The organism is Actinomadura sp. 3N407, assembly GCF_052245875.1.
GTDB lineage: Bacteria > Actinomycetota > Actinomycetes > Streptosporangiales > Streptosporangiaceae > Spirillospora.
The window spans coordinates 354,423-368,659 of the sequence record NZ_JBQQBP010000003.1; the positions used below are offsets into that span (position 1 = coordinate 354,423).

The 14,237-nt window shown below is 71.7% G+C and carries 13 protein-coding genes and 2 tRNA genes; 7 read left to right on the forward strand and 8 right to left on the reverse strand.

The window, feature by feature from the left end; all coding sequences use genetic code 11:
• Positions 1-82 precede the first annotated feature (82 nt).
• From ACTWPP_RS09415 to manA, 5 genes are all read right to left on the reverse strand, one after another.
• Positions 83-154, reverse strand: a tRNA-His gene (locus ACTWPP_RS09415).
• A 28-nt stretch (positions 155-182) separates the two neighbouring features.
• Positions 183-267: transfer RNA gene (locus ACTWPP_RS09420), tRNA-Ser, on the reverse strand.
• Between the two features lie 266 nt (positions 268-533).
• On the reverse strand, positions 534-785 hold the full coding sequence (locus ACTWPP_RS09425) for a sigma factor-like helix-turn-helix DNA-binding protein (RefSeq protein WP_443103763.1): 252 nt from the start codon (positions 783-785) through the stop codon (positions 534-536).
• Positions 786-937: 152 nt separating this feature from the next.
• The gene (locus ACTWPP_RS09430) at positions 938-1,852 is read right to left on the reverse strand and encodes an ROK family protein (protein ID WP_443103764.1); all 915 of its coding nucleotides are present in this window, start codon (positions 1,850-1,852) and stop codon (positions 938-940) included.
• Positions 1,849-2,967: a mannose-6-phosphate isomerase, class I gene (gene manA / locus ACTWPP_RS09435; RefSeq protein ID WP_443103765.1), complete on the reverse strand. Its 1,119-nt coding sequence runs from the start codon at positions 2,965-2,967 to the stop codon at positions 1,849-1,851. Before manA ends, ACTWPP_RS09430 begins: the two co-directional genes overlap by 4 nt.
• A 309-nt stretch (positions 2,968-3,276) precedes the next feature.
• On the opposite strand from manA, the gene ACTWPP_RS09440 reads away from it, so the two are divergent.
• Complete coding sequence (locus ACTWPP_RS09440; RefSeq protein WP_443103766.1) at positions 3,277-3,789, forward strand: GyrI-like domain-containing protein; 513 nt, start codon at positions 3,277-3,279, stop codon at positions 3,787-3,789.
• Between the two features lie 187 nt (positions 3,790-3,976).
• On the opposite strand, the gene ACTWPP_RS09445 is transcribed toward ACTWPP_RS09440, so the two are convergent.
• Entirely contained in the window at positions 3,977-5,212 is a 1,236-nt protein-coding gene (locus tag ACTWPP_RS09445; protein ID WP_443103767.1) for an MFS transporter, read from the reverse strand.
• A 105-nt stretch (positions 5,213-5,317) separates the two neighbouring features.
• On the opposite strand from ACTWPP_RS09445, the gene ACTWPP_RS09450 reads away from it, so the two are divergent.
• From ACTWPP_RS09450 to ACTWPP_RS09475, 6 genes are all read left to right on the forward strand, one after another.
• Positions 5,318-5,809: an Lrp/AsnC family transcriptional regulator gene (locus ACTWPP_RS09450; RefSeq protein ID WP_443103768.1), complete on the forward strand. Its 492-nt coding sequence runs from the start codon at positions 5,318-5,320 to the stop codon at positions 5,807-5,809.
• A 93-nt stretch (positions 5,810-5,902) separates the two neighbouring features.
• Entirely contained in the window at positions 5,903-6,376 is a 474-nt protein-coding gene (locus tag ACTWPP_RS09455) for a VOC family protein (RefSeq protein ID WP_443103769.1), read from the forward strand.
• Positions 6,377-6,415: 39 nt separating this feature from the next.
• Positions 6,416-7,117: an MFS transporter gene (locus ACTWPP_RS09460; RefSeq protein WP_443103770.1), complete on the forward strand. Its 702-nt coding sequence runs from the start codon at positions 6,416-6,418 to the stop codon at positions 7,115-7,117.
• 14 nt (positions 7,118-7,131) lie between these two features.
• Positions 7,132-8,838, forward strand: a complete 1,707-nt coding sequence (locus ACTWPP_RS09465) for an AMP-binding protein (protein WP_443103771.1) — start codon at positions 7,132-7,134, stop codon at positions 8,836-8,838.
• Positions 8,839-8,867: 29 nt separating this feature from the next.
• On the forward strand, positions 8,868-9,785 hold the full coding sequence (locus ACTWPP_RS09470) for a phosphotransferase family protein (protein ID WP_443103772.1): 918 nt from the start codon (positions 8,868-8,870) through the stop codon (positions 9,783-9,785).
• A 67-nt stretch (positions 9,786-9,852) separates the two neighbouring features.
• Positions 9,853-10,122 carry a TFIIB-type zinc ribbon-containing protein gene (locus ACTWPP_RS09475; RefSeq protein WP_443103773.1) on the forward strand — a complete coding sequence of 90 codons (270 nt, stop codon included), beginning with the start codon at positions 9,853-9,855 and terminating at the stop codon, positions 10,120-10,122.
• A 95-nt stretch (positions 10,123-10,217) separates the two neighbouring features.
• Here the strand turns inward: ACTWPP_RS09475 and ACTWPP_RS09480 are convergent, their stop codons facing one another.
• Positions 10,218-12,776 carry a polynucleotide kinase-phosphatase gene (locus tag ACTWPP_RS09480; protein WP_443103774.1) on the reverse strand — a complete coding sequence of 853 codons (2,559 nt, stop codon included), beginning with the start codon at positions 12,774-12,776 and terminating at the stop codon, positions 10,218-10,220.
• Positions 12,773-14,185 (reverse strand): 3' terminal RNA ribose 2'-O-methyltransferase Hen1, encoded by a 1,413-nt coding sequence (locus ACTWPP_RS09485; RefSeq protein ID WP_443103775.1) that lies wholly within the window; start codon positions 14,183-14,185, stop codon positions 12,773-12,775. The genes ACTWPP_RS09480 and ACTWPP_RS09485 overlap by 4 nt, the downstream gene beginning before the upstream one ends.
• Between the last annotated feature and the right edge of the window lie 52 nt (positions 14,186-14,237).

The following is a 14,237-nucleotide window of genomic DNA, read 5'->3' on the forward strand; positions in this document are numbered from 1 at the left end:
TCCAGCGTTGATCAAATGCAACGTAAGCCGGAACGAGCACCTGGGCAATTTCTGACGTCCATCCCCGCCCATACTCCGCAAGGGCCCCCGACCGGGATCGAACCGGTACCTCCAGGATCACAACCTGGCATGCAGACCACTACACCACGAAGGCCATATCTCCGGCAGAAAGCGACCGGGCGCGGAGGGTGCGAGATTCGAACTCGCGCAGGGATGACCCTGACCACGGCTTAGCGGGCCGCTGCCTTTCCACTCGGCCAACCCTCCGGGACAACAAAAGACCGCCCACGGTCTGCGGGCGGTCGGCGTCAGAACGTGCGGGTCACGTCCTTCGGCGGCTCCCGAGACCGGAGAGGCTGCTGCCGTGCATTCGATGACTGCGCATGTCCTTCTCCTCCCGGTCTCGTTCCCCTACGGCGCCCATGCTGCCGGGGCGGTCCCCACCCCGGCAACCCGTTTTACCGGGCGCGGGCGGAGCGGCGCCGCGCATCGGGATCGAGGCCCCTCCGCCCGGCGGACGCACCGCCCGCGGGTCACATGGTCGGGCGCGGAGCGTCCAGGGCCGTGCTCAGCGCGCGGAGCGCGTGGTAGACGCGGACTTTCACCACGTCCACCGGCACCCCCAGCGAGGCTGCGGCCTCGTTGACCGAGCGGTCTCTGAAGACCGTCTCGGTGAGGATCTCGCGGTGCACGGACGGCAGGGTCTGGAAGGCCCGGGCGACCACCGCGGGGCGCATCCGCTCCCCCGGCAGGCCGGGGGCGAACGAACCGGTGTTCTTGCCCATTCGCAATCCTTTTCGTCCAGCGAGTGGCCCCCATCCCCGGTTCGGGGGTGACGGCTCGGTTGCCACGCAACGAACTTCGCACCGGATGGGCACCGCGGCGCCGTCCTTATGACGGCGTTAAGGAAGCGTTGAGCCTCCGATCCGGGGGGCGGTCACGAGGCCCGCCGGAGAGGTTCGCCGGACTCGATCAGGGCGAGGGCGGCGGCGCCGTAGAGACCGGCGTCGCGGTCCAGGGTGGTGACGGAAAGGTGCAGGTCGCGCAGGTAGGACATGCCCGCGCGTGCGGCGATCGCGTCGCGCAGGGGGTCGAGGAGCAGGCCGCCGGCGGCCGCGACGCCGCCGCCGATGACGATGTCGTGGACGTCGAGGACGGCGGCCGCGTTGAGGATCGCCGTGGCGAGCGCGTCGGCCGCCCGCCGGAAGGCGGCCAGCGGGATCGGCGCGTTGCCGCGGGCGGCGGCGGCCAGAGCCCGCGCGTCCGGGCGGCCGGTGCCGGGGGACGTCCAGCCCTTGGCGAGCGCCCAGCGGACCATGCTGGGGCCCCCGGCGATGGTCTCCAGGCAGCCGCGGGCGCCGCAGACGCAGGGCTCCCCGTCGCGGTCGACGATGACGTGCCCGATGTGCCCGGCGTTGCCCGTCCGGCCCGTCCAGGGGCGGCCGTCGATGATGAGCCCGCCGCCGACGCCCGTCGACACGACGATGCCGAGCAGCGAGGAGCAGGTGTGGCCGCCCCGCCACCACTCGCCGAGGGCCATGCACTGGGCGTCGCCCGCGAGTGAGACGGGGACGCCGGGCACGAAGCGCCGGACGGTGGAGACCAGGGGGAAGTCACGCCAGCGGGGAATGTTGATCGGGCTGACCGCGCCGGCCGCCGTGTCGATCGGGCCCGCCGAGCCGATGCCGACGCCGGTCAGGCCCGGCCCGGCGAAGTCGGCGACGAGCCCGCGCAGCGTGGCCGTCGGCGACTGCCCGATGGGGTGCTCGGCGCGGTCCAGGAACGTTCCATCGGCATCGACTCGGGCCACGGCGAACTTGGTGCCGCCGATGTCGAGGGCGAGGACGGTCATCGGACCGCGGGCAGCACGCGGTAGAGGGCGCCCTTTCCGGTGAGGCGGGCGGCGGGGGCGTTTGCGGGAATGAAGGCGGCTTCGCCTCGGGTGAGGGTCAAGGTGCGATCTGTCGTGAGATGGGCCTCGCCTTCCAGGCACAGAAGTGTCTGGGGAAGGCCGCTGGGCAGGACGTGGGGGGCGTCGGTCAGGTCATGGCGGATGAGGGTGAATTCGTCCGCCTCTGGACGGTACCCGAATTCCGGCGCCGGTTCGACCCGGGCGGGGCTCGACGGGACGAACTCGACCACGCGCATCAGTTCCGGGACGTCGATGTGCTTTCCGGTGAGGCCGCAGCGCAGGACGTTGTCGGAATTGGCCATGACCTCGATGGCGAGACCGCCCAGATAGGAGTGCGGAACTCCGGCGTCCAGGAAGAGCGCCTGGCCGGGCTTCAGTTCGACGTGGTTGAGGAGCAGGGCCGCGAGGGTCCCCGGGTCGCCCGGGTGCGCTCGGGCGATGTCGGCGTAGACGGAGGTGAGCGACGGCTCGACCGCGGCCTGAATGGGCCGGGAGCCCTCGTCCAGCATTTGTGCGAGGACGGTCCGGAGCGCCTGGTCCGGCGGCTCGGTTCGCAGTGTCGCGATCCAGGGGCGCAGTTCGGGAACGGCGAGGCTTTCGAGGAGGTCGGCGGTTCCGGCGGGGTCGCGGAACCCGCAGAGCCCGTGGAAATCGGTGAGGGCGCAGACCATCTCCGGCTTGTGGAAAGGGTCCTTGTAGGTGCGGGTGAAATGGTCGCGCGGGACGCCGCGCTCCTCCTCGGCGGCGAATCCCGCTTCGGCCTGCGCCGTCGTCGGGTGCACCTGGAGGGACAGGGGTCTCTCGACGGCCAGGATCTTGAGCAGGTAGGGCAGCGTCGGGCCGAAACGCTCCACCGAGGGCCGGCCCAGCATCCCGACCGGGTCGCCGTCGATGAGGGCGTCGAGCGGCGTCCCGTCCACCGACGAGGGCGCCGCCGGGTGCGCGCCGGCCCACAGTTCGGCCTGCGGACGTCCGGTCGGCTCGGTGCCGAGCAGTTCCGGCAGCGCGGTGCACGATCCCCAGTCGTACGGGCGGATCGGGGTCGTGAGCGGCATCGGCGCGGTCATGAGCCGAGCGCCCGGGCCGCGGCGATCGTCGGACGCTTCACCGATCTCCCCAGTTCGGAGGTCCCGCCCTCGTCGGGACGGCCACGACAGGCGGCATCCACCCGCGTGTTCTCCTACTGAGGGGCACTACCGCTGTAAGTCTCGTGCTCGCGAGGACAGCGTACAAGTGCCGGGGCTGCCCGAACGCCGCCCAGGCGGCGGTGCTGCAGAGCGCGCGCTGCATCAGTGCGACGGCGACACGGAAACCGGACCGCGCCGTCCCGATGAGTTCTTCCGGCGCTCGTGGTCTGAACGGTCATGACAACTCAGCTGCCTTTCGAGCCGTCCTTCGAGGAGCGCCCGGCCGTCCCGTACGCGGCGATCAAGAGGGACGACATCACCGCCGCGAACTTCGCCCGCATCGCCGACCGCATCCCCGTGATCCTCGGATGGCTCGGCGGACGCGGCATCGCCGCGGCCGGCGCGCCGTTCCTCAAGTACGACGTCATCCGCCCGGACGGCACGTTCCAGGTCGTGGCCGGCGTACCGCTCGCCTCCCCCGTCGAGGACGACGGTGAGATCTTCGCCGCGACGCTCCCCGCCGGACGCTACGTCGCCTTCACCCACGCCGGGCACCCCGACCGGCTGATCGAGATCACGACGTCCGTCCTGGACTGGGGCACGGGCCAGGGCTTCAAGTGGGACATGACGGAGTCCGGCGGGGCACAGCACTGGGCCTGCCGCCTGGAGATCTTCAAGACGCACCCGCTGGAGGTCCCCGACCCGAACGACTGGGTCACCGACGTGGCCGTGAAGCTGGCGGACGGCTGACCGCCGCCCGTCGCCCGTCCGTCGCAGCCTCTAAGATGAGGGCCGGGGAGGTGGTGGACGTGGGCAAGCACAACAAGCCGGCGACACGCTCCTGCCCCGGCTGCAACGGAACCGGCACGAGCACCGCCACCGGCGAGACGTGCAACGTCTGCCGCGGCACGGGCCGCATCTGAGTTCACCTCCGCCGTCAGGAGGGCCTGACGGACACGGAAGCGGCGTCCCGGTCTCCGGGCACGGGGGCACCGGGCGCCGGAGGCGTCCGTCCGCCGCGCCGGGCCTGGAACACCATGACCAGCAGTGTCAGGGCGCAGGACGCCCAGCCGAGGACGGCGTAGCCACCGGCCGACAGGACGACGGTCGACAGCAGGCTCGCCGCCGCGGCGATCGTCCAGACGGCGGCGTCGACCGCGCCCTCGACATGCGGGCGCTCGGACTCGGGAAGGTCCCGGGCGAGCATGCCGCTGCCGCCGACGAAGCAGAGGTTCCACCCGTAGCCGAGCAGGAACAGCGCCAGGGGACGTCCGAGGGAACCGGTCGCGACCGCCGCGAGCGCGGTGGACGAGGCCAGCGTGAGCAGGCCGCCGAAGATCACCGGGCGGGGGCCGAAGCGGTCGACCAGCCGGCCGGTCACGGGTGACAGGGCGAACATGCCCAGGGTGTGCGCCGAGAGCGTCATCCCCACGGCCCCGAGGCCGTCGCCGTGCATGTGCATGTCCAGCGGCGCGGCCGTCATCACGGCGACCATGACGACCTGCGCCGTCACCATCACCGTCAGCGCGGAACGCGCGACCGGGGTCGTGACCAGCTTGCGCAGCGGAAGCGGCGAGCCCCGCGTCCCCGTCCTGCCGCGCGGTCCGGCGGTCGTCGCGGCGGCGGCGCCCGCGCAGGTGACCAGGGCCAGCAGGAAGGGGCCGGTGAGGACCGGGAAGCCGAGGTCCCCGGCGACGGCACCGGACGGGTCGAGCAGCAGCGGGCCGCCGACGGCGCCGACGGCGGCGGCCCACACCACGAGCCCGATGGCGAAGCCCCGCCGTCCCGCCGGGTGCAGGTCGGCCGCCGCGTAGCGGGACAGCTGGGCGCCGGCGTTGCCGAGCCCCAGCAGCAGCATCCCGAGGCACAGGCCGGTGACGTCGCCGTGCGCGACGGCGACGGCGGCCAGGCACGCGCCCGCGGCCGCCGAGACGTAGCCGAGGACGAGCGTGCCGCGGCGGCTCATCCGGCCCATCAGCCGGGTCAGGGTCAGCGCGCCCAGGCCCGTCCCGGCGATGCCGAGGGCGTTGGGGACGCCTCCCCAGCCCGCGCCGAGCCGGTCCGCGGCGACCAGGGTCCCGGTCGCGCCCGTGACCGCCATGGACGCGTTCATCAGGGCGGTCCCCGAGCACAGGGCCGCCATCGGGCGCACCCGTTTCGCAGGAAGGATCATGCATTAACGCTAAGAACGCTGATCGTCCGAAGGAATGGGCACTTCCTGGCGTTCGATGCCGCTCGCCTCTACTTTGGAAGGTGTTTCGAAGGGAAGGCTTTACAGATGGATCGAGAGCTGGATCAGACCGACTGGCGCATCATCGGCGAGCTTCAGCGGGACGGGCGCCTGTCGTTCAACGGGCTCGCGCGCCGGGTCAACCTGTCGTCCCCGGCGGTCGCCGAGCGGGTGCGCCGACTGGAGGAGACCGGCGTGATCACCGGCTACCGGGCGCAGGTGGACCCGGCGCGGGTCGGGCAGCCGCTGACGGCGTTCGTGCAGATGCGCTGCGCCCTCGGCCGCTGCCTGCTGAAGACGACCGCCGCCGAGGACCTGCCCGAGGTGACCGAGGTCCACAAGCTCAGCGGCAACTGGTGCTCGATGCTCAAGGTGCGGGTCGCCTCGATGCCGCATCTGGAGGGGCTCCTCGAACGGCTCGGCGAACACGGCGAGATGAACTCGCACATCGTCCTGTCGACCGCCTACGAGGGACGCCCCGTCGAGCCGCCCGCACCCGGCTCCCGCACGGTCACCGCCTCCGACGGCTGGAGCCGCTAGTTCCCGGCACCGCGATATAGGCGGTATAGGACGAGATCTGCCCTAAATGCCTCCTAGGGTCGGGGCACGTCAACCGACACATTGGAGGCGACCATGCCGACGCCCGAGGGCTACACGACCGTCACGCCCTGGATCATTTCCCGTGACTCCGCCGCGGTCATCGACTACATGACGAAGGCGTTCGACGCCGAGGAGATCGCCCGTGTCGTCGACGACCGCGGCGTCATCGGCCACGCCGAGGTGCGGGTCGGCGACGCGATCGTGATGCTGTTCGACGCCGATCCGGGCTGGCCCGCGACGCCCGCGTTCCTGCGCCTCTACGTCGAGGACGCCCACGCCGTCCACGGGCGGGCCGTCGATGCCGGCGGCACGTCCGTCACCGAGGTCACGCACCTGCCCTTCGGGGACCTCGTCGGACGCGTGCGGGACCCGTTCGGCAACCTGTGGTGGATCCACACCCGCATCGAGGACGTGACGCCGGAGGAGATGGAGCGGCGCCTCTCCGACCCGGTGTTCACCAAGGCCATGGAATACGTCCAGGGCGCCGATTTCTTCCCGGGCGCCTGACTCCGCGGATCTCGCGCGGGTGGCATAGCGTGGCCCAACGTGTTCAGGCGCGCGATCGTTCTAGCCGTCGTCCTGCTGTCGTCGTTCACGTTCTTCTCCTCGCTCGCGGTCGCGGCGGGCGCGATCGTGTTCGTGCTGGTGCCGTTCCTGGTGTACCTGCCGTCGTACCTCATCTCCGTGGTGGGGCTGGACGCGGGCGAGGCGGGCCTGTGGCTGCTGATGCTCGCCGCGCCGACGGTCGTGCTGCCCACGGCCGGGTCGGCGCTCGCCAAGCGGGTGCCGAGGGTGGTGCTGGTCGCCGGCTCGGTGGCGGTGACCGGGGCCGGCGCCCTGCTGCTGGTCACGATCGGCCCGGACAGCACGCCGGCGGGGCTGGCCGTTCCGCTGGTGCTCACCGGCGCCGGATTCGGGCTGTCCACGGGCCTGCTGGACGGGCTGGCGATCAGCGTCGTGCGCCCCGAGCAGGCCGGGACGGCCGCGGGCATGTTCGCCACCTCCCGCCTGGCGACCGAGACCGTCGGGATCGCCGTGGTCGGCGCGATGCTGGCGGCGCTCAGCGGCGGACGCCTGGAGGGTTCCGCCTACACCGGCGCCCTCCACACGGTCTGCCTGGTCCTGGCCGCCTTCGCCGCCGTCGCCACCTGCTGCGTCCTCGTCCTCTTCCGCGGCGGCGCGGGCCGGGGGCCGCGTGCGGCCGGATATAAAGATCTTGAACCGGCGACGCGGACGCCCGATAGATGATTGAATCGTCTCCTATGTGGCACTCGTCACAACGATCCTCTCCGTGGCGGCGGTCGTATCAGCCCGGCGTTCCCGGCGATATCAACATTCCGGACATCCCCGTCACGCGGCTGCTCGACGACGCGGCGGAGCGGTACCCGCGCAGGCCCGCGCTGTACTTCTTCGGCCGCGAGATCTGCTACCGGGAGCTGCGTGAGGCCGTGGACCGGTTCGCCGACGGGCTCCACCGGCTCGGGGTGCAGCCCGGCGACCGGGTGGCGCTGATCCTCCCGAACTGCCCGCAGCAGGTCATCGCGTTCTACGGCGTGCTGCGCAGAGGGGCGATCGCGGTGCTGCACAACCCGCTGTACACCGAAGAGGAGATGGTCCACCAGCTCGCGGACTGCGGCGCCCGCGTCGCCGTGGTACTGGATCGTTCCTACGCGACGGTGAAGGCAGTCCGTTCCAAGCTGCAACTCGAACACATCGTGGTGACGTCGATCGTCGACTTCCTGCCGCTGCGCAGGCGGCTCGCGCTGCGGCTGCCGCTGGTGCAGATGCAGCGGCGGCGTGCCGCCATCACCGCGGACGTGCCGGACGACCCGGACGTCGTCCCGTTCAGGGAGCTGCAGACGATGCCGCGGCAGCGCGTGGCGCAGCTGCCGATCGAGCCGTCCCGGCATCTGGCGGCCATCCAGTACACCGGCGGGACGGAGGGACGCCCCAAAGGCGCGATGCTGACGCACCGGAACCTCATCGCGAACGCCTGCCAGCAGCACGCCTGGGATCGCAACGGGCGTGCGGGCGAGGACGTGACGCTGGCGGTCCTCCCGCTGTTCCACTCGTTCGGGCTGATGAGCTGCCTCGTCGCGCCGGTGATGACGGCCGGCGCCGTGGTGCTGCTCCCGCGCTACGACGGCGACCGGGTGCTCCGCGCCATCCGCAAGTACCGGCCGACCGTCTTCCCCGGCGTGCCGACGCTGTACGAGAAGGTGCTCGACAGCCCCCGGTTCCAGCCGTCCGACCTGAGCTCGCTGCGCGTCTACATCTCCGGCGCGATGGGGCTGGGGCAGGGCACCATCGACCGCCTCGGACGGCTCGGCGCCCGGGGCCTGATCAACTGCTACGGGCTCACGGAGGCCTCCCCCGCCGTCACCGGCAACCCGCTGGACGGCAGGGCCCGGAACCTGACCGTCGGCCTGCCGCTGCCCATGACCGACGTCGTCATCGTCGACCAGGACGAGCCGACGAAGGTCCTGCCCCCGGGCGAGCCCGGCGAACTCGTCGTGCGCGGGCCCCAGGTGTTCGTCGGCTATTGGAACGCGCCGCTCGCCACCGCCCAGGCCCTCTCGAAAGGCTGGCTGCGGACGGGTGACATCGCGGTGATGGACGAGGAGGGCTTCATCACCATCCTGGAACGCCTCCGGGACATGATCAAGATCAGCGGGTTCACCGTCTCCCCCACCGAGGTGGAGAAGGTGCTGCGCCGCCATCCCGCCGTCTACGACTGCGCCGTCGTCGGCGTCCCGGACGCCCGGCGCGGGGAGCGCATCATCGCGCACGTGGTGGAACACCCCGCCTACCCCTTCTCGGCGGACGAGCTGCGGCGGCACTGCGAGCGCTACCTGTCGCACTACAAGGTGCCGGACGAGTTCCGGCCGCGCACCGAACTGCCCCGCAACATCATCGGCAAGGTCGTCCGGCAGCGGCTGCGCGACGAGGCCGTCAACTCACCCGCGTAGGTGTCGTGCGCCGGGTGTTTACTGGGCGGGTGCACATCGAGACCGTCCAGCCGGAGCTTCTCGCCCGGCTCGTTGAGATCGGACGCGATTCGGCCCGCGACGCACCGCCTTCCTCCGCGTCCGCGGAGCCGCAGACGCTTTACGACCGGCACGGTGTGCTGGTCGTGCGGGTCGGCGACGTGGTGGTGAAGGCGCATCAGGACGACCGTGAACACGGGCCCCCGTTCCTCGAACGGATACGCCTGGCGGGCACCCTGCCGGGCGTCGTGATCGGGCCCCTGGGGAAGCCGCTCAGCGTCGAAGGGCGGACGGTCACGGTCTCCGTGTTCGGCGAGCCGGTGGATCCTCAGCAGGAGCTTCCCTGGGAGGACGGCGCGCGGCTTCTGGCGGCACTGCATTCCACGACGGTTCCGGCGTACGCGCCGCGCTGGGGGCGTCCGACCCGTGTGGCGCGGCTGGTGTCCCGCCTCGCGGACGGTTCCGCCGAGGACGAAGTACGGCGGGCCTTCGCCACCCTGCCCTCCTGGATACGCGGTGAGGGCCGGGAACCGCCCGGGGCGGCGGAACGCCTCATCCACGGAGACTGGCACCTCGGCCAGATGGTCCGCGCCCAGGACGGGCGGTGGCGGCTCATCGACATCGAGGACCTCGGCAGAGGAGACCCCGCGTGGGACCTCGCCCGCCCTGCCGCGCTCTACTCCGCGGGAGTCCTGCACCCCGATGACTGGGGCCGTTTCCTGGATGCGTACACGGCGGCGGGCGGCCCGGCCGTACCCGCCGGCGGCGATCCCTGGGCGACCCTGGACGTGCCCGCGCGAACTCTTGCGATCCAGATCGCCGCCACGTGCGTCATATCAGCCAGAAAGGAAGATCGGCCACTTGACGGGCCAGAGCAGGCGATGGTCGATGCCTGCGCGAGAATATCCGCGGCAGGGGGCACGGCATGACGTGGCGCGAAACCTGCCCTACATTTAGCCTCTACCTGGGGATCCAGACCGGAAGGACGACAAGGCGATGCACTGCCCTAAATGTCGTGGCGTAATGCGGACCTACACCCGCAGCGGCGTCCACATCGAGCAATGTGACAGCTGCCGGGGCATCTTCCTCGACTACGGGGAGCTTGAGGCCCTGGCCCAGATGGAGGCCCAGTACCGGGCGGCGCCGCCGCCCGCCGCGGCGCCGGGATGGGGAGCAGCACCAGCGGGGGCGGTGCATCATCACCACCACGGCGGACACCGCCGCCCCCACCACGGCAGCGTGTTCAACATGCTCTTCTCCACCTGAGCCGCTCTCTCAGAGCCGGCCAGGCGGCGGCCTTGGTGCGGCCCGCCTCCAGGGAGTCCCAGGAGGCGGGCCACACGATCACCGGCGCGCCCCGGTCACAGACGCGGGTCGACGGGTTCGGATTCGAGCGCGAGGACGGCGAAGACGGCCTGGTGGACCCGCCACAGCGGTTCCCCGCCGGTGAGCCGGTCGAGCGCCTCGACGCCGAGCGCGTGCTCCCGCGTCGCCAGTGAGCGCTTGCGGCCGAGCGACCTGCCGCGCAGCCGGTCGAGGTTCTCCGGCTCGGCGTAGTCCGGGCCGTAGATGATGCGCAGATACTCCGGGCCCCGGCACTTGACCCCGGGCTGGATCCGCCTGTCGTCCGGGAACGGCCCCAGCGGCTTGACGACCATTCCCTCGCCGCCTGCGGCGGTGAGCTTCTCCCACCACCCGGTGACGGCGGCCTCCGACTCCGCCGAGTCCAGGTCGACGGTCACCGAATCCGTCCGCCGGACGAGCCCGCTGGGGTCGTTCCGTGCCAGCCGCCCGGCCACGGCCATGTGCCACTCGTGGTCGCGTGCCACGGCCCAGTTGCGGCCTTCCCCCGCGAGGATCTGGAACGGCGCGAGCCGGAGCCCGCTCAGCCCGTCCACCGTCCAGCAGTACCGCGCGTAGGCGTCACGGAAGCGGGACGCGTTCGCGGCGCGCCGGTCAACGCGTTCGCGGAGGCCACCGAGGTCGAGGCCGCGTTCCTCCGCGCGCGCGAGAACGCCGGACGCCATCGGCAGGGCGGCACGGGCCGCCGCGCCCGTCGCCGCGTACTGCGTGCGGATGAGTTCCATGGCCTTGGCCGACCACGGCATCAGTTCGCTGTCGATGACGAGCCATCCGGTGTCCAGCTCGTCCCAGAGCCCGGCGGCGCCGATCGCGGCGCGCAGCCGGTCCAGGACTTCCGCCGTTCGCGACGCGTCCCGGAAGAAGGAACGTCCCGTGCGGGTGTAGACGGCGCCGGTCGTCCCGTCGGCCACGCCGAAGCGGTCGGCGGCGACGGACGCGTCGCGGCACACGACGACCACGGCCCGCGAACCCATGTGCTTCTCCTCGCACACCGCGCGGACGACGCCCTTGCCCCGGTACGCGGCGAGGGCCTCGGCCGGGTGCTCCAGGTATCCGGGCAGCGGCGACGTCTCCGCGGGCGCCATGGTGGGCGGCAGATAGACGAGCCAGCGCGGGTCCACGGCGAACCGGCTCATCACCTCCAGCGCGGCCAGCGCGTTCTCCTCGCGGACGGCGACGCGGCCCATCAGGCGGGTCTCGACGCCCTGGTTGCCGAGCACGTCCTCGATCTTCAGGACCTCGTTCTCCCGGTGTCCGCCCGCGCCGGAGGAACCGGCCGGCGCCTCCAGCGGACGCGTCGGCTCGTACCAGACCTGCCGGGCGGGAACGGACGCCAGTTCGCGTTCCGGGTAGCGCAGCGCGGTCAGCTTCCCGCCGAACACCGCGCCGGTGTCGAGGCAGATCGTGTTGTTGACCCATTCCGCTTCGGGGACGGGGGTGTGCCCGTACACGACCATGGCCTTGCCCCGGTAGTCGCGCGCCCACGGGCACCGGACGGGCAGCCCGTACTCGTCGGTCTCCCCGGTGGTGTCGCCGTAGAGCGCGAACGACCGGACCCGTCCGGACGCACGGCCGTGGTAGTCCTCCTTCAGGCCTGCGTGGGCCACGACGAGACTGCCGCCATCCAGGACGTAGTGGCTGATGAGGCCGTCCATGAAGCGCAGCGCGTCGTCGCGGAACTCTTCCGTTTCGGCGGAGAGCTGCTCCATGGACTCGGCAAGCCCGTGCGAGAGGCGCACCCTGCGGCCGCGCAGGGCGCGCACGAGCTTCGCCTCGTGGTTGCCCGACACGCACAGGGCGTTCTCGGCGGCGACCATGCCCATCACGAGGCGCAGCACGCCCGGCGAGTCGGGCCCGCGGTCGACGAGATCCCCGACGAACACGGCGGTGCGCCCGCCGGGGTGGTTCGCCCCGACGGCGTGTCCCCGCGCGTCCCGGTCGATCTCGTAGCCGAGGCCGGCGAGGAGGTCCTCCAGTTCGGCGCGGCAGCCGTGCACGTCGCCGATGATGTCGAACGGCCCGGTCAGCTCGCGCCTGTCGTTCCACGCCTTCTCGTAGGTGATCGTGGCGGCGTCGATCTCCTCGACGCCGTGCAGCACGTGGCAGCGGCGGAACTCGCGCGCCAGCGTCCGCAGGCCGCGCCGCAGTTCGCGCCGCTGGCGCGGGATCACGTGCGCGGGCATGTCCCGGTCCGGGCGGGCGGCGTTGCGTTCGGCCGCGACGCTCTCGGGGACGTCCAGCACGATCGCGACCGACCGCACGTCGTGCTCCTTGGCGACCTGCAGAAGCGACTGCCGCGCCTTGCTCTGCACGTTCGTCGCGTCCACCACGGTCAGCAGGCCGCGCCGCAGCCGCTTGGCCACGATGTAGTGCAGCAGGTCGAACGCGTCGCCGGTCGCGGACTGGTCGTTCTCGTCGTCCGACACGACCCCGCGGCAGTAGTCGGACGACACCACCTGCGTCGGCTTGAAGTGCTTGCGCGCGAAATGCGACTTGCCCGAGCCGGTGACGCCGACCAGCACGACAAGCCCCATGTCCGGGACCCGGATCTCGGTCATCGCGTGAACACCCCCATCTGCGTCGGCGCGCCGACCTCGGGATCGTCGTCGCCGACCGGCACGTGCCGGACACGGTAGCCATGCGCCGCGGCGACCCGGTCGGCCCACGCGCGGAACTCGGCCCGCGTCCATTCGAATCGGTGGTCGGGGTGGCGCATCGCCCCCGGCGCCAGCCCCTCGTAGCGGACGTTGTACTCGGCGTTCGGGGTCGTCACGACCACCACCCGGGGTGAGGCGTGCCCGAACACCACCCGTTCCACGGCGCCGAGGCGCGGCGGGTCGACGTGCTCGACGACCTCCATCAGCACGGCCGCCTCATAACCGCGGAACCGTTCGTCGGCATAGGTCAGCGCGCCTTGGAAGACGTCGTGGACACGGTCGTCCTCTCGGCGCGGCTGCTTGTCCCAGCGGAGCCGCCGCCAGGCATGGCTGAGCGCGCGATGCGAGACGTCCGAACCGGAGATCTGGCTGAAGAAGCCGTCCTTGGCGAGCCGCGTGACCAGTTTGCCTGAGCCGCAGCCGAGGTCGATGACGCGCGTGGCGTTCTCGTCGCGCAGTGCCTGCACGACCGACTGGAGACGGCGCTCGGCCAGCGAGACCGACTTCTCCTCCGTCTCCTCCGCCGCCGGTTCCTCCTCGACCTCCGTGGGATCGAGGGCCTCCTCGGGGGCGTCCTCGGCATCGGCGAGGCGGCCCAGCGCCGTACGGACGAGACCGCGCCGGTTGGCGAGATAGCGGCGGGTGATGGCTCCGCGGTCGGGATGCGCGGCCAGCCAGCCCTCCCCCGCACGGATGAGTTTGTCGACCTCGTCCGGCGCCATCCAGTAGTGCTTGGCGTCGTCCAGGACGGGCAGCAGCACGTACAGCTGGTTGAGCGCGTCGGCCAGCCGCACCGTCCCGGTGAGCGTGAGCGTCACGTACCGGGAGTCGCCCCACTCGCCGAACTCCGGGTCGAGCGGAACGGGCACGGCCGACACGCCCCAGCCCAGCGGCTCGAAGAACCGCTCGGCCTGCCGGGCCCCGCCACGGCACGGAAGGGCCGGCAGGACGATCTCCAGCGGGATCGGCGTCTCCGCCAGCTCTGGACGCAGATCGCACCGTCCGCGCATGGCGGTGCGGAACACGTTCGCCATCGCGGACGCCAGCAGCGAGGACGCCGCATACGGGCGGTCGTTCACGTACTGGCCGAGCGAGAAGTCCGGGGTGCCTCTGCCGCGCGTGCGCACGAGCTTGACCGGATCGACCTCCATCAGCAGCGCCGCCGTGCAATGGCGCTCGCCGGCGTCGGGGTAGAAGACGTGCGCCGTGCCGAAGGACTGCTCGAACCGCTGCACCCGGTCGGGGTGCTTGTGCAGGAGGAACCCCAGGTCGGTCGCCTGGCCCATGGTGGTGGTGATCGTCAGAAGCACACCCCGAGTCTGACGGACCGCACCGAACACCCCCATTCATTTTCGGGGACGG

Excerpts from the sequence above, each read along its gene's own strand:
- ACTWPP_RS09440 (WP_443103766.1), top strand. The coding sequence starts at position 3,277 with ATGACAACTCAGCTGCCTTTCGAGCCGTCCTTCGAGGAGCGCCCGGCC.
- ACTWPP_RS09450 (WP_443103768.1), top strand. The coding sequence starts at position 5,318 with ATGGATCGAGAGCTGGATCAGACCGACTGGCGCATCATCGGCGAGCTT.
- manA (WP_443103765.1), bottom strand. The coding sequence starts at position 2,967 with ATGCCGCTCACGACCCCGATCCGCCCGTACGACTGGGGATCGTGCACC.
- ACTWPP_RS09445 (WP_443103767.1), bottom strand. The coding sequence starts at position 5,212 with ATGATCCTTCCTGCGAAACGGGTGCGCCCGATGGCGGCCCTGTGCTCG.
- ACTWPP_RS09465 (WP_443103771.1), top strand. The coding sequence starts at position 7,132 with ATGTGGCACTCGTCACAACGATCCTCTCCGTGGCGGCGGTCGTATCAG.
- ACTWPP_RS09455 (WP_443103769.1), top strand. The coding sequence starts at position 5,903 with ATGCCGACGCCCGAGGGCTACACGACCGTCACGCCCTGGATCATTTCC.
- ACTWPP_RS09475 (WP_443103773.1), top strand. The coding sequence starts at position 9,853 with ATGCACTGCCCTAAATGTCGTGGCGTAATGCGGACCTACACCCGCAGC.
- ACTWPP_RS09425 (WP_443103763.1), bottom strand. The coding sequence starts at position 785 with ATGGGCAAGAACACCGGTTCGTTCGCCCCCGGCCTGCCGGGGGAGCGG.
- ACTWPP_RS09430 (WP_443103764.1), bottom strand. The coding sequence starts at position 1,852 with ATGACCGTCCTCGCCCTCGACATCGGCGGCACCAAGTTCGCCGTGGCC.
- ACTWPP_RS09480 (WP_443103774.1), bottom strand. The coding sequence starts at position 12,776 with ATGACCGAGATCCGGGTCCCGGACATGGGGCTTGTCGTGCTGGTCGGC.